General features: G+C 47.9%; 18 protein-coding genes. 10 read left to right on the top strand and 8 right to left on the bottom strand.

Going from position 1 to position 23,924, the window contains the following annotated elements; translation table 11 throughout:
* Position 1: 1 nt before the first annotated feature.
* From QWY82_RS18335 to QWY82_RS18325, 3 genes are all read left to right on the top strand, one after another.
* Entirely contained in the window at positions 2 to 1,213 is a 1,212-nt protein-coding gene (locus tag QWY82_RS18335; RefSeq protein WP_290265286.1) for an ABC transporter permease, read from the top strand.
* Between the two features lie 104 nt (positions 1,214 to 1,317).
* Complete coding sequence (locus QWY82_RS18330) at positions 1,318 to 2,718, top strand: sigma-54-dependent transcriptional regulator (protein WP_290265285.1); 1,401 nt, start codon at positions 1,318 to 1,320, stop codon at positions 2,716 to 2,718.
* Positions 2,719 to 2,795: 77 nt separating this feature from the next.
* Positions 2,796 to 4,109, top strand: a complete 1,314-nt coding sequence (locus QWY82_RS18325; protein ID WP_290265284.1) for a sensor histidine kinase — start codon at positions 2,796 to 2,798, stop codon at positions 4,107 to 4,109.
* A 72-nt stretch (positions 4,110 to 4,181) separates the two neighbouring features.
* On the opposite strand, the gene QWY82_RS18320 is transcribed toward QWY82_RS18325, so the two are convergent.
* The gene (locus QWY82_RS18320; RefSeq protein WP_290265283.1) at positions 4,182 to 5,804 is read right to left on the bottom strand and encodes a methyl-accepting chemotaxis protein; all 1,623 of its coding nucleotides are present in this window, start codon (positions 5,802 to 5,804) and stop codon (positions 4,182 to 4,184) included.
* Between the two features lie 432 nt (positions 5,805 to 6,236).
* Here QWY82_RS18320 and QWY82_RS18315 point away from each other — a divergent pair, with 432 nt between their 5' ends.
* The 4 genes from QWY82_RS18315 to QWY82_RS18300 all read left to right on the top strand — a co-directional run bounded on the left by QWY82_RS18315 (position 6,237) and on the right by QWY82_RS18300 (position 11,933).
* Positions 6,237 to 8,801, top strand: a complete 2,565-nt coding sequence (locus QWY82_RS18315) for an ExeM/NucH family extracellular endonuclease (RefSeq protein WP_290265282.1) — start codon at positions 6,237 to 6,239, stop codon at positions 8,799 to 8,801.
* Between the two features lie 331 nt (positions 8,802 to 9,132).
* Positions 9,133 to 9,420, top strand: a complete 288-nt coding sequence (locus QWY82_RS18310) for an encapsulin-associated ferritin-like protein (protein ID WP_290265281.1) — start codon at positions 9,133 to 9,135, stop codon at positions 9,418 to 9,420.
* A gap of 141 nt (positions 9,421 to 9,561) precedes the next feature.
* Positions 9,562 to 10,944, top strand: a complete 1,383-nt coding sequence (locus QWY82_RS18305) for a class II fumarate hydratase (RefSeq protein ID WP_290265279.1) — start codon at positions 9,562 to 9,564, stop codon at positions 10,942 to 10,944.
* 350 nt (positions 10,945 to 11,294) lie between these two features.
* On the top strand, positions 11,295 to 11,933 hold the full coding sequence (locus QWY82_RS18300; protein ID WP_290265276.1) for a YopT-type cysteine protease domain-containing protein: 639 nt from the start codon (positions 11,295 to 11,297) through the stop codon (positions 11,931 to 11,933).
* 142 nt (positions 11,934 to 12,075) lie between these two features.
* On the opposite strand, the gene QWY82_RS18295 is transcribed toward QWY82_RS18300, so the two are convergent.
* Genes QWY82_RS18295 through QWY82_RS18280 form a run of 4 tightly spaced genes read right to left on the bottom strand, consistent with a single transcriptional unit; the run spans position 12,076 to position 15,294 of the window.
* Positions 12,076 to 13,305 (bottom strand): hypothetical protein, encoded by a 1,230-nt coding sequence (locus QWY82_RS18295; RefSeq protein ID WP_290265255.1) that lies wholly within the window; start codon positions 13,303 to 13,305, stop codon positions 12,076 to 12,078.
* Between the two features lie 4 nt (positions 13,306 to 13,309).
* Positions 13,310 to 13,972 (bottom strand): leucine-rich repeat domain-containing protein, encoded by a 663-nt coding sequence (locus QWY82_RS18290; protein WP_290265253.1) that lies wholly within the window; start codon positions 13,970 to 13,972, stop codon positions 13,310 to 13,312.
* 6 nt (positions 13,973 to 13,978) lie between these two features.
* Positions 13,979 to 14,722 (bottom strand): anti-sigma factor, encoded by a 744-nt coding sequence (locus QWY82_RS18285; RefSeq protein WP_290265252.1) that lies wholly within the window; start codon positions 14,720 to 14,722, stop codon positions 13,979 to 13,981.
* Positions 14,719 to 15,294, bottom strand: coding sequence for an RNA polymerase sigma factor (locus QWY82_RS18280; protein WP_290265250.1), 576 nt, complete (start codon positions 15,292 to 15,294; stop codon positions 14,719 to 14,721). The genes QWY82_RS18285 and QWY82_RS18280 overlap by 4 nt, the downstream gene beginning before the upstream one ends.
* Positions 15,295 to 15,641: 347 nt before the next feature.
* Here QWY82_RS18280 and QWY82_RS18275 point away from each other — a divergent pair, with 347 nt between their 5' ends.
* A complete protein-coding gene (locus tag QWY82_RS18275; protein ID WP_290265248.1) occupies positions 15,642 to 16,307 on the top strand; it encodes an START domain-containing protein in 666 nt (221 codons plus the stop codon).
* A 108-nt stretch (positions 16,308 to 16,415) separates the two neighbouring features.
* Here QWY82_RS18275 and QWY82_RS18270 read toward each other — a convergent pair whose 3' ends face one another.
* Entirely contained in the window at positions 16,416 to 16,997 is a 582-nt protein-coding gene (locus QWY82_RS18270; RefSeq protein ID WP_290265246.1) for a hypothetical protein, read from the bottom strand.
* Positions 16,998 to 17,174: 177 nt separating this feature from the next.
* Positions 17,175 to 18,056, bottom strand: a complete 882-nt coding sequence (locus tag QWY82_RS18265; protein ID WP_290265244.1) for a LysR family transcriptional regulator — start codon at positions 18,054 to 18,056, stop codon at positions 17,175 to 17,177.
* Between the two features lie 142 nt (positions 18,057 to 18,198).
* Here QWY82_RS18265 and QWY82_RS18260 point away from each other — a divergent pair, with 142 nt between their 5' ends.
* Positions 18,199 to 18,876: a type 1 glutamine amidotransferase domain-containing protein gene (locus QWY82_RS18260; protein ID WP_290265242.1), complete on the top strand. Its 678-nt coding sequence runs from the start codon at positions 18,199 to 18,201 to the stop codon at positions 18,874 to 18,876.
* Between the two features lie 106 nt (positions 18,877 to 18,982).
* Here QWY82_RS18260 and QWY82_RS18255 read toward each other — a convergent pair whose 3' ends face one another.
* The gene (locus QWY82_RS18255; protein ID WP_290265240.1) at positions 18,983 to 21,940 is read right to left on the bottom strand and encodes a TonB-dependent receptor; all 2,958 of its coding nucleotides are present in this window, start codon (positions 21,938 to 21,940) and stop codon (positions 18,983 to 18,985) included.
* Positions 21,941 to 22,603: 663 nt separating this feature from the next.
* Here QWY82_RS18255 and QWY82_RS18250 point away from each other — a divergent pair.
* Positions 22,604 to 23,560, top strand: a complete 957-nt coding sequence (locus QWY82_RS18250; RefSeq protein WP_290265238.1) for an esterase/lipase family protein — start codon at positions 22,604 to 22,606, stop codon at positions 23,558 to 23,560.
* The last annotated feature ends 364 nt before the right edge of the window (positions 23,561 to 23,924 follow it).

Here is a 23,924-nt window from a genome sequence, read left to right as displayed (position 1 = left end):
GATGCTACATATTAAACCGATCGTTAGTACCTTGTTGCGCAGTAAAAGTGGTCCTTTGTTATTGCTTATTCAAATTGTGCTCTCGGTGACCATTGTTGCCAATGCGAGCTTTATTATCAGCGAGCGGCTGTCGTTGATGGCGCGGGAATCGGGTATTGCCGAGTCTGAGGTGTTTGATTTCAATGTTTACAATTTTGATAAAAGCGTAGCGTTCGGCAAACAAAACCAGCGCGACGTAGAAACGCTTCGCGCGCTGCCTGGTGTCATCGATGCTGTTAGTACCAGCATGACGCCGCTCAGCGGTGGTGGTTGGATGACGTCGTTTACGATGGGCGACGATGAGGCCACGGCCAAAGATACCGAGGGAGCCGCCGCCTATTACGGCGATGAGCATATGATTTCCACACTGGGCTTGAAATTGATTGCGGGGCGAAATTTCTATGAAGAAGAGGTTTTTTCCGGTAGTCCAGATCTTGCCAACCGCGCTATTGTCAGCGCTGCATTTGCCAAGGCCACATGGGGTGAGGAAAGTGCACTCGGGCAACATATTTATATGGGCGAGTTCGGTCAGCAACCGGTCGAGATTATTGGCGTGGTTGAGCACCTGCAAGGAGCCTGGGTTGACAGTAATAATTTGAATAACAGCATTATCTTGAACGTAGAGTTGGAATTTCCATTTACCAAGTTTTTGGTGCGTGCACAGCCAAGTGCCATAGCTCAACTTAAGGAAAGCATTCCCCTGGCCTTGCATAAGGATAATCGCAATCGCGTTGTTCGCGGCTTTACCACCATCAGCGAGCACCGCACCAAGGTGTATCGCAATCACGAGTTGATGGCGACTGTGCTTTCCCTCATGGTGGTTCTGTTGTTGCTGATTACGTCTTTGGGTTTGGCTGGCATGGTGATGTTCAATATTCAGCGACGCACCAAGCAAATCGGCACCCGTAGAGCATTGGGTGCGCGCAAGCGCGATATCGTCAGTTTCTTTCTGGTGGAAAACTATATCATCTGCTTGGTGGGTGGGGTTTTGGGCGTATTGCTTGCGTTTCAGCTCGGGCAGCAGTTAATGAAGCTTTATGATCTGCCCATGTTAGCTCCCGTGTACCCAGTGGCTACACTTGCAGGTCTCTTTATCGTTACCACCTTGGCGGTTATATTGCCGGCCCGAATTGCAGCGAATATTTCGCCTTCTATTGCAACCCGTAGCGTTTAACCGCTTTGACATTAGCCCAAGCACAATAGCGTTAGAAATCTGTTGTGCTTTGGGTTAACGTTGTCCTCTAGTTTACTTGCTCGTGTCAATGTTGATTACACTCTATGGATACTATTCTCGTCGTCGACGATAACAAAGCGGTCTGCAGTGCACTTACCTTGATGTTAGAGCTGCATGGTTATAGGGCAATAAGTTGCGATAATGCCGCTACCGCGCTCGAATGGGTTGCTGCGCAAGATATTGATTTGGTGATACAAGACATGAATTTCACCCGCGATACCACGTCGGGTGAAGATGGCAAAATTTTGTTTTATGGTTTGCGAGAAATTCAGCCCGATATTCCCATTATTTTGATAACGGCCTGGACCCAATTAGAAACCGCTGTAGAACTGGTTAAAGCCGGTGCCGCAGATTATATGGGTAAGCCCTGGGACGACAGCAAGCTGCTTACCAGTATTGGCAACTTAGTGGCACTGCATAAAATGTCGCGCGCCAACCGCAAGCTTAGGCGCGTGGATACGGAGCGGATGCAAGCGATAGCTGGCGCCGATTTGTGCGGCTTAGTGTTCGGTAGTGGCGCCATGCAGCGCTGTGTTGATTTGGCATTACAGTTAGCGCGCTCGGATGTCTCTGTACTTATTACCGGGCCGAACGGCGCAGGTAAGGAAAAAATTGCCGATATCTTACATGCCAATTCACCGTTAAAGAACCAGCCATTTATTAAGGTTAACGTGGGTGCCTTGCCGATGGATTTGATGGAGGCCGAGTTATTTGGTGCCGAAGCCGGTGCATTTACCGGTGCGACGAAAGCAAGAATCGGCCGTTTCGAAGCGGCTGATGGCGGAACCTTATTTTTAGATGAAATTGGCAATTTACCCCTCTCTGGCCAGGTTAAATTACTGCGGGTTTTACAAACCGGTGAATTTGAACGCTTGGGCAGCCACAAAACCCGCAAAGTTAAGGTGCGGGTATTAAGCGCAACCAATGCCAATTTAACCGAGGCGATTGCGCGGGGTAGTTTTCGAGAAGATCTCTACTATCGGCTCAATGTGGTAGAGCTGGCGTTGCCCCCCTTAGCCCAGCGACCCGATGATATTTTACCTTTGGCATCACACTTTATTGGCACTACACACACGATTGGTAAGCCTGCACAAAGGGCGCTGGTTAACCATGTTTGGCCAGGTAATGTGCGGGAGCTTGAAAATGCGTGTAAACGTGCGGTTTTATTGGCGAGCTCATCTGAATTGTGTGCCGCTGATTTTGGTGTTGTGGCTACTGGCAGTGAGGCTAATTTTGTTTCATCCGTCGAGGTTCCATCATCAGAGCTAGAAAGCCAAGATGCTACCGAGCTTGGCCATCTAAAAGACGTGGAAATAACGAAGCCCGAGCTAGAGGCTGCGTTACAAGCGCACGACGGCGTGATCGCTAGAGTGGCTAAAGCGTTTGGTATGAGTCGGCAGTCACTCTATCGGCGCATGGATAAATTGGGCATTGAGAGACATTGATGGCTGTTTAATTTTTACCGAGTCGAGCTTGTTTGATGACAGCTAAGGGCTACTCAAAAAATGGATGCAGATTAAACGTGCAACTCCGAACAAAAATAATTGGATGTGGTCTTATTGCTTGCGCAGCGGGTATCGGACTCGGGCAATGGCTATTCAGTCAGCCCTGGTTGAACGGCGTTTTAGGATGGTTGGCGTTACCGCTGAGTTTAGCTGTGTGCTGGATTGGCCTCGCTTGGGTGACGCGTAATTTGGCCGAAGGTTTGTCTGCGTTAGAGATTGGCCTGCTGAACTTTAAAGACAATGACTTCAGCGTTAACTTACCCGTTAAAGGCGATAGCCAGATAAAGGCACTGGCACAATTGTTCAATGAATCCGCCGATATTTTGCGTAAAGAGCGGCAGTATATTTATCAGCGCGAGCTCCTGCTCGATAAGGTTATTCAAAGCTCTCCCAATGTGATGCTCCTGTTGGACGCCGAAGATCGTATCATTTACGCCAATGCTGCGGCGCGCCATTTGTTTTATCAAAGTAGCAAGATGGAAGGCTTACCGCTTCAAGTACTGCTTAAGGACGTGCCGGCCGAACTGGCGCAGGCGTTGACGAGTAAGGAAGACGTACTCTTTTCCATGGGCGAAGAGTTGGAAACCTGGCATTTAAGCCGTGGCCGTTTTCAGTTAAATAATCAGCGTCACAATCTAATATTACTTAAACATATGACGCGCGAACTAAATCGCCAAGAGGTTGCCGTTTGGAAAAAAGTGATTCGCATTGTCAGCCACGAACTCAATAATTCGGTGGCGCCTATCGCGTCGATGGTTAACTCAGGGCGCATGCTCACCCGCGATTTGAATAATGAAAAATTGCAGTTGATCTTCGACACCATCGAAGATAGAACCGCACACCTAAGCCAGTTTATCGATAACTATGCGCGCTTTGCTAAATTACCCTTGCCGCGGCCCAGCGAAGTTGATTGGAGCCGATTAACGGAGCAGTTAGCTCAACACTACCCCTTTACCTTAGGTGCGCCACTGCCGAGCAACGTGGGTTATTTTGATTTGGTGCAACTCGAGCAGGTCTTGCTTAATTTATTGAAAAACAGCCACGAGTCTGGCTCGCCCCGTGATGCGATCTGTTTAACTATTGCCGAACAGGTGCGGGCCGAGGTGCGTGGCTTCTGCCTGCATATTGACGATCGCGGTAGCGGCATGTCTGCCACCGTGTTAGATCAAGCCCTATTGCCTTTTTATTCCACCAAACAGTCGGGTACGGGTTTAGGTTTGCCATTGTGTCGTGAAATAGTCGAAGCTCATGGCGGCCATATGAGCCTGCAAAATCGCCAGCAGGGTGGACTGCGTGTGAGTGTGTGGCTACCTCAGGCACCTGTGCACTAGGCGCTGAATTTATTGGGTTTGAATAGCGTTCACGCTAGATTATTAGGCGCCGGTTGTTCAAAGTTACTCGTATTATTCAGCTTTAAATTGGCTCAATTCAATTTTTAACTTAGCCACCATGTCCGCGACTTGGTGACTGGCTCGAACTGAGTCGTCTGCGTATGCAACACTGCCGGCTGCCAACTGTTTGGCATTTTGCGTACGCTTTGATGCCTTTTCCGCTAGTGCTCTTTGTTCGTTGGCGGTGGTTGATATCTGTTGGCTGGCTTTACTGATAGTGCTAAAGGCGCGCTCAATTTCAACAATGGCTTCGCCGGCGGCGCGTGCCTTTTGTACGCTATCTTGTGCCGCCGTTTCACTTGCTTGCATTTGCCGTGTGACCTGTTGAGTGCCCAGTTGCAGCTTTTCGATAATGGTTTGAATCTCGCTGGTGGATATCTGGGTGCGACTCGCTAACTGCCTAACCTCATCCGCCACTACGGCAAACCCCCTTCCTTGTTCTCCGGCTCGTGCGGCCTCAATGGCTGCGTTTAACGCCAAAAGATTGGTCTGCTCGGCAATAGATTTGATGACTTCCAGTACGCCACCGATGCTATCGCTATCTACTTGCAGGGTTTGAATACTGGCCGCTGCTAGGGTAACGGTATTCGATAGCTCGGTGATGGCCGTTATCGCGTCTTTAATAATAAATGCCCCCTTTCCGGCAACCTTATCGGCGGCATCTGTTGCTGTTTCGGTTTCTTGAACTTGTTCTAAGACAACGGATGCTGAGGCATTGAGTGCCTGTGTCGATTCAGATACGTGATCAATTTCAAGCTGTTGCTGATTAATTCTTTGGCCGCTGTTTTGATTGGTGTCTAAAAGCGTACCCGCCGCGCCGCTTAATTGATCGCCTACTGTTTGAATGTCATTAACTAACCTACCAATAGTCGTCATCATGCGATCAAAGCGGCGCCCCATGTCGCCAAACTCATTGCCATCGGCAATGTGAGTGCGTAGCGTCAGATCTTTGTCCCTTTCTATTTTGGTGATAGTTGTTAGTAGTTGTGTCATGGGTCTTCTGATACTGCGGAATACCCAAAAGCCAGCTATGAGTAAGAGGAGAGCAAGGCCGGCAACCCAGGAAAAAAATGTTGCGCTGGCTTGGTTGGACATGAGTAAGGCATTTTCTGCGGCTTTCGCCCCTAGCTCGCCTTGAATCAGGATAAGTTGGTCTAGATTGTTAAGCAGTGGCTCTAGGCCGCTATACATCTCTAAATCGATATAGTTGCCCAGTTCATAGGATGATTGGTCGCTGATCAATTGTTCCAATTTAGCGATTGTTAGATCCGCCGTTTTTATCGATGGCTCGGCCCGACGTAAAATGTCAGTTTCCTCCGCACTTAATGTATTGCCTAAATAGGTTGCCCAAGCGCGTTGAATATCCGTGCGGCTTGTCTTAATTTTCATTTCGGCTTCGGACCACAACAGCATCTGCGCACGGGCTTTGTGCGCTGTATCGATAACCCCATTGGTATACATCTGCGACAGCTGGCTGAGCTGCCACAGCGGCATCAACCGTTGCTTGGCTATCTGCTGACTGGCATTGCCAACCGCCTTCAATTGAGCCTGAGCAAAAAGCGCTAAGGTAAAGGTGACTATCAAAGGCAATAAGATCAGTAATATAAGTTTGGTTCGCACACTGAGATTGAGCATAGGGGTCATTTAACCAAGGATATTAAGGTGCTATCGGCACGACTTAGCTGTCATTAAATGAATTTTTTGTTGCACTTATGTGACAGGAAATGGGTGTTGCCAGTTAGACGGCACGCTAAGCCTGTGTGTTTCTTCGGCGAGACTAGCGATTCGATGGGTAGCGATATATTTATAGATCTTTGTTCTCAGCAAGATCACGTGTTTTTGACGGCGTATTAAGTAAATTTGTCACACTTTTCTCAGCGAAAAGAATGGCTTTTTAGGCGTATATTTGCAGATATTTTATTCGTCATAAATGTTTCTTATAAGCGTCATGTAAATGCTATTCGTTCGTCATTTGCTTTTGCTCAAATGCGCCCGTTAACCGTTTTATCTCATGTTTTGGCTTACCTTTAAGCCTGCCCACTTATAACGCGAATAAGGATATTGTTAATGAAAAATCATGGCATTCTTGCCGCTGTGTTGGCGGCGCTATCGCTGCAGACGCAAGCTGATCTTGTTATTACCGGTGTGTTTGACGGCCCCTTGCCGGGCGGCCTGCCGAAAGGTTTCGAGTTGTATACCGATGCGTATATAGCGGACCTGAGTATTTATGGCGCGGGCTCGGCGAATAATGGCGGCGGTTCAGACGGCCAAGAGATGACCTTTCCAGCTATTGAAGTGGGGGCAGGGAATTACTTGTATGTCACCAGCTATTCTTCGAGTTACGGTTCTGACGGGTTTACCGACTATTTTGGCTTCACGCCTACTTACCTATTTAATGACTCTACCGCCAACATAAACGGCGATGATGCCATCGAAATTTTTAAAGACGGTATTGTTATCGATCAGTTCGGCGACATTAATGTGGATGGCACTGGCACGGCTTGGGATCATCAAGACGGCTGGGCCTATCGCAACAATGGCAGTGCTGCCAATCATGGCGTTTTCGCTGCGAGTGAATGGCGCTTTAGCGGAGCGGATGCCTGGGACGGTGAGTTAGATAATGCCGGCGCTGTGAGTGCCATGCCCATTGCCAGTTTTAGCGATATTGGTGATTCAGGTGGCGGCAATGGTGACGGTACTGGCAATGGAGAAACACTCGAAATTGGCGCCTGTTCAGAGCCTGCCACGTTGATTAGTGGTGTGCAGGGTACTGCTGACTCGGTGACGAATGCCGGTGAGCAGGTGGTGGTTGAAGGTATCGTGACCGGGTTGCGCAGCAATGGCTTTTTCCTGCAAGAGGAGGCAGCCGATTATGATGACAACAGTGCCAGCTCGGAAGGTATTTTTATCTTTGGCAGTTTTCCAGGCCAAGTTATTAAGCAACATATTGTTCGCGTTCTAGGCGAGGCTGGTGAGTATTATGGCAATAGCCAGATTAAAGCGAGCGAGGTGCTTGACTGCGGCCTAGCGGATGAAATGGTTGCCGCAGTAGTTGTTCCTATGCCCTATGAGGGGCTAGTAAATTTGGAAAGTCTTGAGGGTATGGTTGCCAGTGTTAATAACGCTAAGATATTCAGCTTGGACAATTTCACCAAGTACGGTGAAATGTTTATCAGTGATGATCTGAAGTGGTCGCCAACGGATGTGGCGGTACCTTTAAGTGCTGAATATCAACAGGCGGTTGCGAATGCTACGGCTAACATTCTTCTTGTTGAAGATAGTGTTGACGCTAGCTACCCAGATAGCATTGATTTCTATTCGACAGAAAATGTTGATGGCCTTAACTATGCCAACGCGCCACGTGTTGGCGATGTCGTATCGGCCACTGGCCCGCTGAATTTTTCATTCGGCGCTTACCGTATCAACCCCAGTAAAGATAGCTTTGCTATTGTGTCGAGTCGCCAAGAGGCACCGGATATTCGCCATGGTAATTTATCGGTGGCGAGTTTCAATGTACTCAACTATTTCAATGGCAAAGTGCTCGACGATGGCAGTGTCACCTTTAGCTATCCAGAGAACCGCGGCGCTGGAAATGCAGAAGAGTTTGCATTACAGGAAGCCCGGATTGTCAAAGCGCTGGCCGTGTTGGACGCCGACGTTGTCGGTTTAATTGAAATAGAAAATGATGGCTTCGGTAGGTCAAGTGCCATTCGCTCCTTGGTTACGGCGTTGAATCGGGAAGTTGGCCGGTCAGTGTATCGTTATGCCTTTAGTGTTGATGAGAGCGCAACGGGCACGGATGCCATCAGCAATGCCATTATCTATAAACACAAAAAAGTGAGGGCACTGGGTTTGATGGAGGGTATTGAATTGCCACGGCAAGAGAGCAATGGCGCCGTGGTTGCCATGCGCAATAGTTTGGTGCAGCGCTTCGTGCATCGCGACACGGGCGATACCTTTGCCGTTGTGGTCAATCACTTTAAATCGAAAGGCTCGGCCTGTTATGAAGATGAGAATAGCCCGACTGATCTCACCTTAGCGCAAGGCAGCTGTAACGCGCTGCGCGTGTCCGCTGCGGTGGCCTTGGGTGAGGCATTGGAGCAGATGCCATTGCCAGAAAAGCGCTTGGTCATTGGTGATCTCAATAGCTACAGCCAGGAAGACCCCATTGCGGTGTTAACGGATTACTCAGCCGAGGCGCGCGGTTATACCATAAAAGGTGCGGTGAATACGCAAGCTGGCAATACGCTGGCTGCCGAAGTTACTAAAACCTATGGCTTGGTTTCGCTCAAGGATGTGTATGACCCGCAGGGCTTTTCCTACTTCTTTTACGGTTCAGATCAGGTGGGTTCACTTGACCATGTATTGGCATCACCGGCTGCGGCTGAGCGTGTGGTAGATGTCAGCCATTGGAATATCAATGGTGTTGAGCTTTATCAATTGCAATACGATCAAGCGTTGAGCTATTACAACGCTGCTAACGGTGATCAAATCGATTTTACCGGTGTTGGCCACTATCGCAGTTCAGATCATGATCCGGTACTTGTGACCTTATCTATGGAGAAAAATCGGTGTCGCCATCGCGGTCATCATAACCATGACAAACGCGGGCGCTGTCATACTAGGCACTAATGCCCGGTTTTACTGAAACCCACAAGGGGGCTCAAATGAGCCCCCTTTTTTTTGCGGCGTGAGGAGTGTCTGTGATTTACCTCAATAAAATGAAAAGCTATTACTCTAAGATAGTGCCTAGAAGCCTCTCCAGCTTAGAGCGGTTTAGTAACCTTCTAGCTATGTGCCTTAGTCGTCGCTAATCCGGCTATTGGTTAGCATGGGTAAGCTGATTGTTAGTTTGAAATTGACGAGGCTGTAAATCTGCTAGTATTAGGACGCTACTTGCGCGATCTAGGTATTTATTTCCATTTATTTTAGTACGCTAAAACAACAGTTACCGAGGTAAGTTATGTCAAATGAAGGTTATCACGAGCCTATAGACGAGCTCAGCGACGAAACAAGAGATATGCATCGAGCCATCACATCGCTAATGGAAGAGCTCGAGGCCGTGGATTGGTATAATCAGCGAGTAGATGCTTGTAAAGACGAAGCCTTGAAGGCGATTCTTGCCCATAATCGCGACGAGGAGAAAGAACATGCAGCAATGGTGCTCGAGTGGATCAGGCGAAAAGATGCTCGCTTTGATAAGGAGCTGAAAGACTATTTATTCACCGATAAACCTATTGCGCATGAATAGCGTTAGCGGTTTTAGTTTGGCCAAGCTCAGTGGCATCCCCAGTTAATGATGCTTGGCATCAATGAGTCGCGAGTTGTGTGAATACTAAGTTTATAAAGTTGGTGATGTATTGCATTGGTGGGGATTTTTTTAGGAGGTGTTATGGGTAAATTCAGAATTGAAACGGATAGCATGGGCGAGGTAGAGGTTCCGGCCGGTGCGCTATTCGGTGCCCAAACACAACGCGCAGTTAATAACTTTCCCATTAGCGGCTTGGAGATGCCAAGCCGTTTTATTCACGCCTTAGCGAAGATCAAGCGTTGTGCCGCGCTTGCTAATAAAAAGCTTACGTTATTAGATGCTGCTATTGCCGATGCTATTGTCGACGCGTGCGATAAAATGCTTTCCGGTCAGCATGGTGAGCAGTTCCCAGTGGATGTATTTCAAACGGGTTCCGGTACTAGCACTAATATGAACATCAATGAAGTGATTGCAACCTTAGCCAGTAGAATCTTGAATCAAAAAGTCGACCCGAACGATCATGTTAACAGTGGGCAGAGTAGTAACGATGTGATACCTACCGCTATTCATGTGAGTGCTGTTTTGGCCGTTGAGCAAGAATTGCTGCCAGCGCTCGATATTTTATATCGAAGCTTGATAGAAAAGGCAAAAACGCTGGAGAGTTATGTAAAAACGGGGCGCACCCATCTAATGGATGCCATGCCTATTCGATTTGACCAAGAGCTTAGTGCTTGGGCGGGGCAGATACAGCAGAGTAAGCACCGGCTCCAAGCCATATTACCCGAGCTAAAATCTCTTGCTCAAGGTGGCACGGCGGTGGGTACCGGCATTAATACGTCCCCTGAGTTTGCCGCTGGTTTTGTTAAAGAGCTCAGTGATTTTTGCGCTGTTGAATTTACCGTTAGCGAGAATTTTTTTGTCAGTATAAGCAGCCAAGATACGGCCGTTGCGCTGTCGGGCCAACTAAAAACCTTGGCTGTAAGCTTAATGAAAATAGGTAATGACTTGCGTTGGATGAACTCGGGCCCGCTGTCGGGGTTAGGTGAAATTCAATTAGAAGCTGTACAGCCGGGTTCATCAATTATGCCTGGCAAAGTAAACCCCGTTATTCCCGAAGCGATTACCATGGTGGCGGCACAGGTTATGGGTAATGATACTACTATAACGGTAGCGGGGCAGTCGGGTAATTTTCAGTTAAATGCTATGTTGCCGGTGATTGCTTACAACCTGCTGCAAAGCATTGAATTATTGGCCAATAGCACGCGATTACTCGCGGATAAAGCCGTTAGCGGGTTTACCGTTAATAAAAATAATATTGAGCGAGCCTTGGCTAGAAATCCTATTTTGGTGACTGCGTTGAATCCGCTTATTGGTTATCAAAAGGCGGCTGCTATTGCTAAGAAAGCTTACGCATCGGGTCGCACGATTATTGATGTGGCGGTGGAGGAGACAAATCTCAGTCGCTCAGAACTTGAGCGAATTTTAAACCCTAGTGACCTAACGAAGGGTGGGGTGAAGTCCTGAGTAACGCCTACTCAACATCCGAGATTAAGCCAATCTATGATTCGGCGCCCCTGACGCTGCGATCTTTCTAGAGACTCAGCACCTTCTGCCTTTCTGCATGCCACTGCCAAGCCTACGAAGTAGGCAATGAAGTGGTGTACTCCTATACGTCAGCGCTATCAGTGACAATGGACGCAATTTTTGCGGTTGTTTCATTGGCGAAAGTGGTGCTCAGGTGGGCTTTTGGCATTTTAGTGGTCGATTTAAAGCCCTAAAGGTTTAGCCTGCAACTTTTTTGCAGCTGGTTCCGTATCTCTCTTGCAAGCAAGCCTTGCGGCGAATTTATACCAACGGAATTGGAGATATGATTTATGTCAGACACTTATCGATTTATGAAGATAATCCACGATAAAGCAACCAACAACTTTGGAGGCATATTGACGTGGCGCTTCACCCAATCAAACGCCGCTTACGGGCATATAACGGGCGATGGCATTTGTTTGGCGTTAACAAATTACTGGATTTTATATCATGCGTTAGATGATCATCTTGCTAACTATGTAGGTGGATATAACACCAGTGTTATGCGCGTCGCGCCTATCCAAGTCGACATTCTACGATTTATGGCCTTCGAGCAAGGGCGTATGAAGAACTTGACGAATCCCTACCAGAAAACCTGGTGGCGTCAGAATAATTTGAAGGAGTTGGGTCATGGCAGGGGTGACCTGAGTGTTGCGGCAATTACCTCGTCTCTTGAGCATATCAATGGTGCCTATGCGTTAATTGCGTTAACGCATTCACAGGAAAGAGGTAGGCCAGGGCATGCCATTTCAGCCTACGTTGGCGGTGGCAACGAGGGTGCTCTCGTATTTGATCCGAACTTTGGTGAGTTTTGGTTTAACGATAGGCACAAGTGCTATGAGTTTCTTCGGTACTTATTTTATACCTACTATTTTTCCCAGTTGGGCCTTAATCAATATGAGTTTAAGCGCTTTTGGCGCAAGGACTAATGGCATAGACAGTGCATTTTAGGGCGCAAATAGCAGGCTCTTTCATACATCTAGTGTTTAGGCATTTACCTTAGTGTTTTTTTCAGCAGTGATATTTAGCCGAGCAGTGCTCGGCTAAGAGGCCTTAGGCGAGGTTGTAGGGTTATAAGTTATAAATGTACATCAAAAATATGCGTCGTTCATTCGCATAGTTATCGTCGTCAGCGATGAAGTCTGCATAGCGAAGTAGTAAGGTGCCATTGCGACTCATATTCATTGAAAGGTCGAGGTCAAATTCTTGGCCATAACGGGCGTTATTATCGTCGGCGTGAAAGACATGATAACGGGCGTCAATTTTCCAGGGGTTTTTACGCCAGATATATTGAATTGAATAGTCTCGCAAGCCGCCATCGGGGGTAATTAAAAATTGATCAGACCAGCCATTAAAATCATGCAATGAGGCCAGGGGTGTGGCGAAGCTGGTGCCAGAGTTTTCCCCCAGTGTTTCAATATTCAAGCTGATTTCACTTGAACGATAACCTAAACCGGCGCCGATATTGTAGTAGCGGATCATGTTGTTTCTATCGACGTCCGGTCGTTCTTGAAATGCGTACTCTGCGTGAGCGAGTGTACGTAGGTTATTCAGCCTACCTTTGAACTCGTAACGCAGGCCAAGGGTGTCATTAGACAGTGCTGGCGCGTCTTCGATATCGATAGCTAAGTAATAGGCTTGTAGGCGTGAGTAGTCCCACTCTTTGAACTCAGCGAAAAGTAAGTGTGTATTATGACCGTGATCGCCGAGAAATTGTGCTGGCCTAAGTCCATTGTTTTGCTCGAAATTTGAATCTGAAGGGCTGAGGTACTTACCTGCTTCATCGCCAGAAATTCTATTGGCATTCGTGACATAGCGGTAGCTAACATTGGATGCCGATGCAAAATCGACTTTAAACCCTGCCATATCCAGCGTTTGTTCATTTTGCCAAAAACTGTTTGTGCCGACAAAGCGCTCGTTACCAAGATTTACCGCTTCCCGGCCGATACTTAGTTGTAATCTATTGGTGGGTGAATAGCGCACTAGCGCTTGATTGAGGTCTATGCCTCCAACGTCTGGTATAACGGGTTTTCCATTGAAGTTTTCACCGTTACTAAATTCATCTTCCCAGCCCAAGGCGACAGTGTCGATTTCAAGCAGTGTGGAAAGGGTATCGCTCCAATGGCTCCTGGCCCCTGCCCGTAACAGTACCGATGCTGCCCGCGCATCTTCAGCACCTTCAACCGAGGCGACACGTGGCCGGAACCCTAGTTCGAACCGATGCTTATCTAGGGTGTATTCGAGCGATGTAGCGGGCTGAGACGCCACCAGTGTTACCATCAACAACGGCAGCGCGTTCATACATCTACCAATCGTCGGCATTGCCGTCGTGAAGGAAGGTGACATTGTCTGTCTGATCCATTTGGTCATAAAGTTCGTCGGGCATCGGATTTTCTCGGCAGTCCATGTACTGTAACGCTGGTAGGTCATAAATATTTATCGTTTCTAGCTGGTTGTTGAAAATATAGATTTTTTTGAGCTTGGGCGTGTTGGCGTAGCTGAAGTGGGTAAGCGCATTATTATTGGCTTTTAAAACTGCTAATTTTGGCAGGCCAGAAAGATCGAGCGTTGTAAGTTGATTGGCAAACAAGTATAGATTTTCTAGCTGGTTTAAGGCTGAAATATCGACCGTGGTTAAATGGTTGCGTGCAAGGTTAAGTGTTTTTAACTTGGATAAGTTTCTCAAGTCGATATCAATCTGTGCCAATTTATTATTGTATAGCGACAAGGTTTCAAGGTTTTTAAACTGCAGTAAACCTTCGAGAGATTTTACTCCTTCACCGTGGCAGGAGATCTCTGTGAACTGGGCCGGTTGAGACCAGTTATTCGCCTTCGCCTGTTTGTTCAGGCACGCTTGTAGCGCGGTATCTACTACCTGAATGTTTGTGGCCTGCGAGATGTTTGCCAAACAGGAAAGGCATAAGGATAAAAAGTAGGTTCGCCAGTTCGACGTTTTGATTCTCATCATGATGCTCTATGCTCGACCATCTTTGTTGGCGATCCGAATGCAAATACCCTTTGCGATAATCTGCTGGCTAGGTTCATCAATCGGTGATCCACCTATGTCTTCTTGCGTGATAATCAAGTGTGAGGAGTCTTTGATCAGGCGCCAGGTTGCTTGATCTAGTTCCACTTCCTCAAGTTGCTCCGCGCTATCGAAAACCAACAGCGGGCGAATTTCACCGTCCCTTCGCGATTGCGACCACAGCTGCAAGCTATGATCTTTCGGTGTTTGCCAGTTTTCCCACTTCAACCATAACTTGCTACCGTCATTGGCGGTTAATGCTGTTAATACCGGTTCGTTCGCGTCATTCAATAGAACGGCGACATAGTCGGCATTGGGTGCATCACTGATTGTCTGTTGCTGTATTGTGTTGTTAACGAGTAGCCCGCTAACCACCAGCAGCATAGAAAAAGCCAAGGCAGTTGCCATTTTCCAGGGTAGAAGCTTTTCCCAGAAGCTCACGGGTTGCAGCGGCGAGGCGCGGGATTGGCGGACGTCTAACAATGCTTGGATGTTTTTAAAGGTATCCGGTTTAGGTGCCAGTGGCGCGACACTTTCCGGCGCCGGTAGCAGCGCAGCCTCCCAATAGCGTACTTCGTTGGCTATTACGTCATCCGAGCGCAATTGCTTAGCAAAAGCGTCTCGCTCTTCGCCTCTTAAGGTTCCCAGCACATATTCAAATGCCAGAGCCTTGTTGTCGTCTGAGTTATTCATTGGGTTTTACCCCCATGTGTGCCTTCTAAGCATGCCTTTAGATTGGCAGCGCCGCGCCGTAACCAGGATTTTACAGTATTGACGTTGGCACCAAGTGTTTCTGCAATCTCTTCACGTGAATAACCCTGAAGATAGGCGAGTTGTACACTGCGTTTAAAATTTTCATTCATCACCTCGAAACACTTCTGTAATTGTTCGTTTAGACGAAAGCGTTGGTGGATGTCCTCTTGTGTGTCGGTATCGGGTGTAGTTAGAAGTATATTGGCCTCTTCTTCTGCTGGCGGCCGATTCTGATGGCGCCGCTCATGCCTGATCTTATCTATAGCTCGATAGCGGACAATGCTGCTCATCCAGGTTAGGGGCTTGGCCTGGCTTGGCATGTAGCTTGTCGCGTTGTCCCATATCTGAACAAAGGCTTCTTGCAGCACGTCGTTGCTAGCATCGCTTGAGCCCAACATGCGATAGGCTACCGCATTTAGATAGGCGGCCGTCTTTTGGTAGAGTAGCGCCAGGGCTTTTTGATCCCGCAGCGCGCAGCGAGCCAAAAGGTTCACCAATTCTTCATTATCCAAGGGAGTAGTCCTTACAAATCTATACGGCGCGGATCAGGAAAAAGTTGCAGTGCATTTTAAGTGTTGAATATGCTACAAGCAAATAGGGTATACCTAAAGTGTTGATTCTATGGCAGTAACTTCAAAATACACAGAAAAGGGCAGGCTGGGTGATTCGTGATGATACAGAAGTGCAAAGGTAGACGACGCTCTATCTGCTGTAGCAGCATGAGCTTAGCTGCGCTTATGGTGTGAAACTTGTTGCAACTTAATTCTTTGCTGCCCCGTATCTATTCATAACGGCGCCTTTTTGCGTCGTTGAACTACAGCAGTTGGCGTACAATTCATTAATTTCAGGATGACTTATCGTGACCCGTCCATCTATTAGAAGATTGCGACCTAGATTGTTTTGCCTAGTTTTATTGGTGATTACCCTTAGCGCTTGCGCAACGGTTAGCAAGGATTGGCAGCTACAAAAAGAGCAAGGCGAGTTAAAGTACTACACGCGCATGGGGCCTGTGGCCTCGCTGCCTGAATTCAGAGCCACTGTTGAGGTGGATGCACCGGTGGATAAGGTGATGAATTTCCTGATGGATTTTGGTCGGCACGCAGAATGGGTGCATGGCTGTGTGCAGAGTAGCGTTATTGCTATGGATGATTTCAGTACAGCCTATATTTATCAGGTGACCAAGCTGCCGGTGGTGAGTGGGCGCGATATGATCATGTTAGCCAAAATTACGCGGGATGATCAGAGCAAGCAGGTTGCGATTAATCTGACAGCTATGCCCAGTTATTGTGACAATAATCCCGATGGCCATTGTGCCCAAACCCAAAACACCCGCTATGTTCGAGTAGAGCGGGCCACCGGAACTTTTCTGTTAACACCTAGGGGTGCTCAAACACGAATTGAATGGACCCAGTTTATCGACCCCGCCGGTGCGTTACCCGATTGGCTGGTTAGGGCTAATTTATCGCAGGTGCCGGTAAAGTCGCTGCGCAACCTAAAGGAAATTATGGAGTCTGGCGATAGCTAAACCCGTAAATATAAATGCCTTTAGTTTCAGTGACGTTGGTGACGTCGGTGTTGTTGCCATCTCAATGTTGCCAAGCTGCAGATGGCACGTCTCGTTTCTTGATGGTGGTTATTCCCAACCCCAAGGTGCACCTGGCGCTTTGGTTGGTTTGGTTAAATCGAAATCCACTTTAAACTCCCGGCCTTCGCGCACCATTCGATAGGTGAAGACTTTTGGGTAAATATACATCTGCCATGTGTTACCGTTTGATTGGGGAATACCCTCGCGCACAAACAGTTCTTTCGTTTCGTGATCGGCCGGGAAGGATTGAACCTGTGCCCAGCCCGATTCAAGGGTGTGACCGCCGTATTGTGTGAGCGCATCCTCGCTGCCATCTTTATGGCGATGGTCGTGCTTGAGTTGTAGGCCTGTGTCGGTTTTAGTGATTACCCAAGTGCGGGAGGCATCATCGCCTACATGAAAGGGTATAAGTAATTTGTTGTCGTCGCATTGGCGAATATGCATGACCAGTAATTTGTTATCAAAGCCACCGCCTGGGGCGTTGTCCACAGACACTTTACCGGCAAAGGCTTTACCGCATAAATGCTTTAGATTGTTGAAAAAGGCTTCTTGAGCAGGTGCTGGCGCAGCGCGGACGTAGGCATTGACGCTGACTAATATTGCAACGATAAAAACTGGTGAAATGCGCATTTTTATTTCCTATTGAAAAATTTTAGCGGTGACTGTCGTTAGATGTTTCAGCGATGATATAGCCGAGCCGCCATTTTTATTGGTTGGAGACAAAGGCTTTTGAGCCCGCTGTGGTATTAACGGATGAGCCTTTGCCGGTATGGATTTGGCGACGCCTGTGGCTTGTGGAATTCGATCTTATTCCCGCCATTCGGAAAAGTACGCTATCAAATAATCAATGGCAAGCCTGGCTCGCAAGGGCAGAAAGCGGCGATTTTGATACACAATCCAACTGCTTGCGCCTTTGCTCCAATAGGGTTCTAACACCGGTGTTAACAATCCGTGTTCCACCAATGTTTTAAAACTACTTTTGGGCATGTAGGCAATACCTAAGCCTTGCTGGCAGGCCTGAACGACGGCATGGGCGTTATTACTGCGCCAGCGTCCGCTGATTTTAATACTCTGGCTGACGCCCTCGTGCTCAAATTGCCAGTGGTCATTATTTGAAATTAAACAGCTGTGGATAGTGAGTTGCTTGGGGTGTGTAGGTATGCCATGTCGTTGCAAATATCCAGGGCTGGCTACAGCCATCATGGAACGGCTGGCTAGCTTTCTGGCGATGAGCCCTGAATCGGCTAGCTTGCCGTAGCGGATGGCGAAATCAAAGTTGTCTTCAACGAAATTGACGATACGGCTATTAAAATCCATATCGATAGTCAGTTCTGGGTGGTCTTGGGCAAAGGCCATTAAGGCCGGCGCAACAAATTGTTCGGCAAATGGGCCGGCGCCGCTGACCCGCAATGTGCCATTTAGCTGAAATTGCTGCTGGCTGATTTGTTCGTTGGCTTGCTGCAAGCCCACGACTAGCTCTTTGCACTGTTGGTAGTAGACCGCACCCGACTGGGTCAAGCTGACTAAGCGCGTTGTTCTGGCCAGCAAGGCGCTACCTAGGCGCTGCTCAAGTCTTGATATCTGGCGGCTAACGTGGCTTGTGCTGCAGCCTAACTGCTTGGCAGCGGCAGCGAATCCGTGGCATTCAGCCACGGCGACAAACTCGATAACACCATCAAAACTGTCCATCGCATCCCCTATTGTTGCTAAATAGCAATAATGATTTGCCATTTTAATGTATTAACGTTCGATGTGTATGTAATTATCCTACTTGCACGGTAATTAAACGTCAGGGTGTGTGATTAAGCCTTGGCCAATATTGGAGTGACGTATGAAGAAAATTCTTATCCCATTAACGAATCACGCAACCCTAGGCGACACCGATGAGGCCAACGGTACCTATGCGCCTGAACTTACCCACGCGCTGGACGTGCTCTTGGGCGCTGGGTTTGACTATGAGTTGGCGTCGATTAAAGGCGGTAAAGCCCCTTTGTATGGCACCGACATTGAGGACGATGCGGTAAACAGCCGGGTTTTGTTGGACGATGAATTCCAAAACCGTATCAACAATACCCTGCCTGTTTCTCAAATAAATGTTGACGATTACGCTGCGATTTTTTACCCAGGTGGTTTTGGCTTGCTGTCTGACTTGGCGACGAATGAGGCGTTTGCTGCACTGAGTGCGAAGCACTATGAAGCTGGCGGTCTTTTAGCCGCTGTTTGCCATGGCCCAGCAGCACTATTGCCGATTATCTTAAGTAACGGTGAAAAACTATTGGCGAATAAATCAGTGACGGGCTTTACCCGCGAAGAAGAAGTGGATTTCGGTACTATTAGTAAGATTCCATTTTTACTGGAAGAATCCTTGGCGCGACATGCTGCCCGATATAACAAGGTGCAGCCGTGGCGTGCATTTGTCATTGAGGATGAGCGCGTGATCACGGGTCAAAATCCTGCCAGTGCTCATGGCGTTGGCGAGGCGATGGTAAAGCACTTGCTTGCACGCTGAGTTGATTAGATGGAGACGCTGTATCTTTAATTGGCGTTAAAGTTCTAACGCAAAAAAAAGGCCGGGAATAAATTCCCGGCCTTCTAGAAGCGTACTAAAAAGTTAATTAGTACTTATAGCTCACACCAAAAGTAACGCGGCGATCAGTGAGACCTTCGAAGCACAGGAGAGCGCCTTCATTCACGCACGATTGGCGTACCGAAGATTCAGTGATATTTACCGCCTCGAGTCCCAGCGCTAAATTATCGGTTACATCATAGTTGACGCTGGCATTAAGCTGACCACGGGCTTCCTGAATAGCGGGAAAGCTCCAAGGGTAGCTAGAGGTGCTGCCAAAATCTTCTGTGTAATAAGCTGAGCGCCATGTGTAACGAGCTCGGGCTGAGAGGCCATATTTCTCGTAATACATGGTGATGTTGTAGGCATCCTCAGAGTTGTCAAACAGGGGATATTGCAGTCTCACATCAGTAGCACCTAATGCAGTAAACACATCTACTGACCGGCCTGATGCAGTAAGGTACTCGTCGCCACCGGAAAATTTCTGGATGGTGTAGTTGGCTGCAATACCGAACCCTGATGCCCAGCCAAGCTCGTCTTCGAAGTTCGATAGATCGTATTGAGCCGCGAACTCCCAACCTGTTTGGGTGGTTTTACCTGCGCCATTGATGGTTGTCTGTCTTGGAACACACACACCTACACCCGGTGTTGGGCCGAACACGTTGATGTCTGCAATGGGGTTGAATACACCGCCGCCTTCGCAAGGTGCAGTGGTATCCCGATAACCAGTACCAGGGGCTGATGCAGGATCTTCTTGGGTTTTAACGTGTAGATTAGTGCGGTCTTTCTGGAAATAACCCACGCTAACTACCGCTGCAGGCGCAAAATACCATTCAACACCGAGATCCCAAGACGTGACCTCTTCCGGCACTAAATCTGGGTTACCGATAACAACTGGTGGGTTGGGGCTGGTGGAGAAGGAGGCCGAGGTCGACAAGTCGTTAAAGTCAGGACGACGGATGTCCTTAGACCAGCCTGCGCGAACAAGCACGTCTTCACGCACATTTGCTACTACGTTGAGCCTTGGCAACAAAAAGTCATAGCTGCTCTTAGTTGTGGCTTGCGTCACTGATCCGTTGACCACGGAGTTACCAGTTGAGTTAACGTCAGTTTCCAAATAGCGTAAACCGAAATCGCCGCGGAAAATACCATGCTCAAAGTTCGCCTGCGCATAAAGAGCGTTTGTTTTCTCTTCAATATCAAAGTAGGCGGTGGTGGTTGATGTTGGCGAGCTAATGGGTGCACGATTTGCACCAGTGATGGCATTGTTTGCCACAATTGCCGCATTGATTACCGCCAAAACACCTTCTGGATCAGAATTTACCTGCTCTGGGTCAATAACAAGAAAATCTTTAACGAATAGGTCTCTGCCGTCAGCTGCATCAAAGTTGTCTGGGCCAGCCGTGAGGATACCCGCGAATAGATCACCCGTTGGACTTTCCGCTAAGGTTCTTAGGCCAACGTTAGATGAGTACTCATCATTGAGGCTTGACGACACGTTATAGCGGTAGCCCGCATCGACAGAGGTAATGAAGGGCATTGAATCGGTTAAATCGTAAGAAAAATCAACCTTAAATGCGTCTTCGCGGTTTTCTACTTTGTCTTGTGCTTGGTTAACATCGCGTAGGATATAGTTTGCTGGATCGAGTAGTTGGGCCTTGGATGGCGCGTTAGCTTCACCAGAGGCAATACCAAAGGCTAGCGAGTTGCCAGTCAAGTCGTACTGGAATGGGGTACCGTTTTCATTGGAGGAGTTAAGTGGCTCGTTCGGATTTAAAAAGTTAATCGTGGTGTCAAAGGTAGGGTTCAGCGTATCGGAAGATGAGGTTGACACCTCAACGCGACCTGAGAATCTATCTTTGTTCCAGTCTGTGCCCAATCTAAAAATTTGGCTATCTGTTTTACGCGAGCCGGTATCTGTTGACATGCGTAGGTTAGGGTATCTACCGTCTGCAGTCGTCTGAATAATACCCTTAGTTGCCGCTTGGATTGTACCTATGTGTTGGCCATCTAGTGATCCAAAGTCGACGGTTTCAAAGTCTGTGGGAATAGATTCATTAATAAGTCTGCTCACCCCTGATGCCTGTACCCTAGAGCTCTCTTGTAAACGCTCTTGGTCATTCAGGACAGTATCGAAATACAGTTTTACATTCTCGTTAGGTGCCCACTCAAACGAACCGGCAAAGTTGGTGGTTTTGAACTCGAGGTTGTCGTAATCCTGAACAAAAAACTGAATAGGTAAAAAATCAAATGATTGAGCACTGGCTGCGCCGCCATCAGAGGTTACCAAGTTGTCTCGATCAGCGCGTGGGCGGAAGGCGGTCACATCTGATTCTGCATAACTAGCGCTGACGACCACACCGAATTCGCCGGCGTCTGTTTCCCACATGTCGCCCCAGGTGCCCGATAATCTGGGTTTGATGCCATCGGTTGACAGGCTGCTGTCTTCACCCTGTACTCGCACTGCTGCTAACATCTCTTTCAGTTCGAGCGGACGGATGGTTCTTAGGTTGATAGTGCCACCAACAGAACCTTCGATAGTTTTAGCTTGCGGCGCTTTAACCACTTCAACGGCTGCGATCATCGAAGCTGATACGTCTTCAAATGCGATGCCGGTACGGCCAGCGCCCGAGCCCACGGTAGATACGCCGTTAATTTCGGTGCGGTTGGAGCTGGTACCACGAATTTGAACACCAGTGCCGACACCGGCCGTTCGAGTAATTTGGACGCCGGGAATATTCTCCAGTACTTCTGCCAAGTTTTGGTCTGGCAGCTTACCGATATCTTCGGCTTGAATAACTTCAACCAGGTTGTTGGCGTCGCGCTTTTGATCCAGTGCACCGGCTAGTGCTGCACGAATACCGGTAACCACCACTTCTTCTAGCTGGTCTAGACCTTCTTCTTGCGCCAGTACATTTGGCGCAAAGGCCAAAGTGGCGGCTGAAATTGCCAGTGTGTTGATTGCTCTGATAGCCATCGCCAGATGACGTTTATTGTTATTTATCATTCTTGCATTCCTCTCCTTTGTTGTTGCCTCAAGTTTAAATATCGGACTTGATGGTCATAGCGAGTAGACTCTTTTCAGACGATCGTGTCAACCAATTAATCTGATTAAGAATTTGAAATCTATCTGACACTTTTATGCTTTTTCTATGCAATTTAATAGGTTAGCGATGTTAGGTTAGGTAAAAATATATTGGCCTACAAATCTTAGGCTTTTAAAGGTAGTGGTCTGATCAATTTTTCCAGCTAAAACGGATTGTGCTTCGTTTGGCTATCGGTGTGCATGGTTGAGTAATTGGTCTGACACATCGCCATCCGCCGGTGATGTCTGTGGAATCAGCCTGGCCCTGTGCATGAAGTTGGGCCTTGCGCGAGTTCAGCATTGGTATTGCCTTGGTGTTAGGCGAGTTTAGTTCTTGTGCCTACAAAGAGGTCACTTTCGCCAAGCTGCGGTTTTTTATCGGTGGTCCCGTTGTTTCTCTCAGGTAAGCATTAATGGGCGTGTGTTTAAGGTTCTGGCTTTCTTTCATCGCTCATCACCTTTTGGCGTTAGCTTGTTTTCCCTATTTGGGCCCCGGGCGTGGGTTGTGTGTTTATCGCGCAGCGTTTGCTATAGAATTTGTCGGAATAACAGAGCTGATTGTGTTCGGATAGGAGAATTTGATTGATGAGGTGGTGCTACTTTTTTTCGGTGATGCTGTTGGTTGGGTGTACGTCTTCCGCGCTGTATGTTCCCGATGCGCAGCCACTTGATAGCTCGCGTTTATCTTCGCCAAATAAAACCGTATCGATAGCCGGTCTCAGTTCATGCACAGATGCCGTGGACGCCTCTATACGTATTGATTCGCATTCGCCGATCACGGTTTTAGTGCATGGCTGCAATGGGTCTGCCGGTCGGTTTAGGTCTCTCGCACAGCTTTATGCATTTCACGGCCAGCAGGCGATATGTTTTAGTTACGATGATAGAAAGAGTTTAGTGTCCAATGCCGAACAGTTGGCCACTGCCCTTAACGAATTAACCCAAGTCATGGATAACAATAGCATCTCCATTGTTGGTCATAGCATGGGCGGCCTTATTGCGCGCAAGGCGTTGGAGGAAACTTATACCAAGTCAGGCGATGTAAATAATAAAACATTAGACTTGGTTACTGTATCGGCACCAGTATCGGGGATCGCAGTGGCTGGACAGTGTGGTATTGAGCCGCTGCATTGGTTGAGTATTGGAATAGTGCCGGGTATTTGCTGGTTGGTGACGGGTGATAATTGGTTCGAGATTACTTCTTCGTCAGATTTCATTCGCAACCCTAAGCCCCTAGTACCATCAGTAGAACGCTACTTAAAAATAGTTACCAATGAAAAAGATGCCTGCCGAAGAGCGGATGCTGACGGTAAATGTATTGAGAGTGACTATGTTTTTGATTTGGCAGAACAGTATCATCCTAAAATTGATAGTGATGTAAATACCACCGGTGTTCAGGTTGATGCTGGTCATGTAGAAATAGTGGGAAATAAAAACCTAGTGCCCAGAAAATTACTCGCGATACTCCAGGCACACGGCGTGCTTTCTACTACACCTCCTGAGCGCGCAGAGGCATTTGAGCAGTTACTCGCTGAGCTCTATTGAAAGCAAACATATTATTTATTTTCAAGTCTATTACATATTGTAGGTGTAGCTGCAGTTCGTAGGGACTTTTGGTATCCATTTTTTTACTTGTTACAGTACAGGCGCAAAAAAGCCCACATTGTGTCACTGCTGTCCCACAAAAACGATATGACCATCGTTAGGCTTTAAGTCTCACAATAGATGCGACATCTCGGCGTATACTTGGACATGAGCTTGGTGCCCGCACTAGCGACACGACGTGAATACATCCATGTAGTCTCAACACCCGCCCTTTGGGACCGGCCCACAATGACACATTGTGGGCGTTGCTATCGCTGCAAAGCATGCTTTGCCTATTAGCGATATCAACCCATGCGGGTGACGG

The sequence above is a fragment of the Simiduia curdlanivorans genome (assembly GCF_030409605.1).
In the GTDB taxonomy this organism is placed as follows: domain Bacteria; phylum Pseudomonadota; class Gammaproteobacteria; order Pseudomonadales; family Cellvibrionaceae; genus Simiduia; species Simiduia curdlanivorans.
The sequence above is the reverse complement of the archived record's forward strand: the minus strand, read 5'-3'. Positions and strand labels throughout refer to the sequence as shown.

What these genes read in the sequence shown, in the direction of transcription:
- QWY82_RS18335 (WP_290265286.1), top strand. Translation starts at nt 2, where the DNA reads ATGCTACATATTAAACCGATCGTTAGTACCTTGTTGCGCAGTAAAAGT.
- QWY82_RS18330 (WP_290265285.1), top strand. Translation starts at nt 1,318, where the DNA reads ATGGATACTATTCTCGTCGTCGACGATAACAAAGCGGTCTGCAGTGCA.
- QWY82_RS18320 (WP_290265283.1), bottom strand. Translation starts at nt 5,804, where the DNA reads ATGCTCAATCTCAGTGTGCGAACCAAACTTATATTACTGATCTTATTG.
- QWY82_RS18315 (WP_290265282.1), top strand. Translation starts at nt 6,237, where the DNA reads ATGAAAAATCATGGCATTCTTGCCGCTGTGTTGGCGGCGCTATCGCTG.
- QWY82_RS18310 (WP_290265281.1), top strand. Translation starts at nt 9,133, where the DNA reads ATGTCAAATGAAGGTTATCACGAGCCTATAGACGAGCTCAGCGACGAA.
- QWY82_RS18305 (WP_290265279.1), top strand. Translation starts at nt 9,562, where the DNA reads ATGGGTAAATTCAGAATTGAAACGGATAGCATGGGCGAGGTAGAGGTT.
- QWY82_RS18300 (WP_290265276.1), top strand. Translation starts at nt 11,295, where the DNA reads ATGTCAGACACTTATCGATTTATGAAGATAATCCACGATAAAGCAACC.
- QWY82_RS18295 (WP_290265255.1), bottom strand. Translation starts at nt 13,305, where the DNA reads ATGAACGCGCTGCCGTTGTTGATGGTAACACTGGTGGCGTCTCAGCCC.
- QWY82_RS18290 (WP_290265253.1), bottom strand. Translation starts at nt 13,972, where the DNA reads ATGATGAGAATCAAAACGTCGAACTGGCGAACCTACTTTTTATCCTTA.
- QWY82_RS18285 (WP_290265252.1), bottom strand. Translation starts at nt 14,722, where the DNA reads ATGAATAACTCAGACGACAACAAGGCTCTGGCATTTGAATATGTGCTG.
- QWY82_RS18270 (WP_290265246.1), bottom strand. Translation starts at nt 16,997, where the DNA reads ATGCGCATTTCACCAGTTTTTATCGTTGCAATATTAGTCAGCGTCAAT.
- QWY82_RS18265 (WP_290265244.1), bottom strand. Translation starts at nt 18,056, where the DNA reads ATGGACAGTTTTGATGGTGTTATCGAGTTTGTCGCCGTGGCTGAATGC.
- QWY82_RS18260 (WP_290265242.1), top strand. Translation starts at nt 18,199, where the DNA reads ATGAAGAAAATTCTTATCCCATTAACGAATCACGCAACCCTAGGCGAC.
- QWY82_RS18255 (WP_290265240.1), bottom strand. Translation starts at nt 21,940, where the DNA reads ATGATAAATAACAATAAACGTCATCTGGCGATGGCTATCAGAGCAATC.
- QWY82_RS18250 (WP_290265238.1), top strand. Translation starts at nt 22,604, where the DNA reads ATGAGGTGGTGCTACTTTTTTTCGGTGATGCTGTTGGTTGGGTGTACG.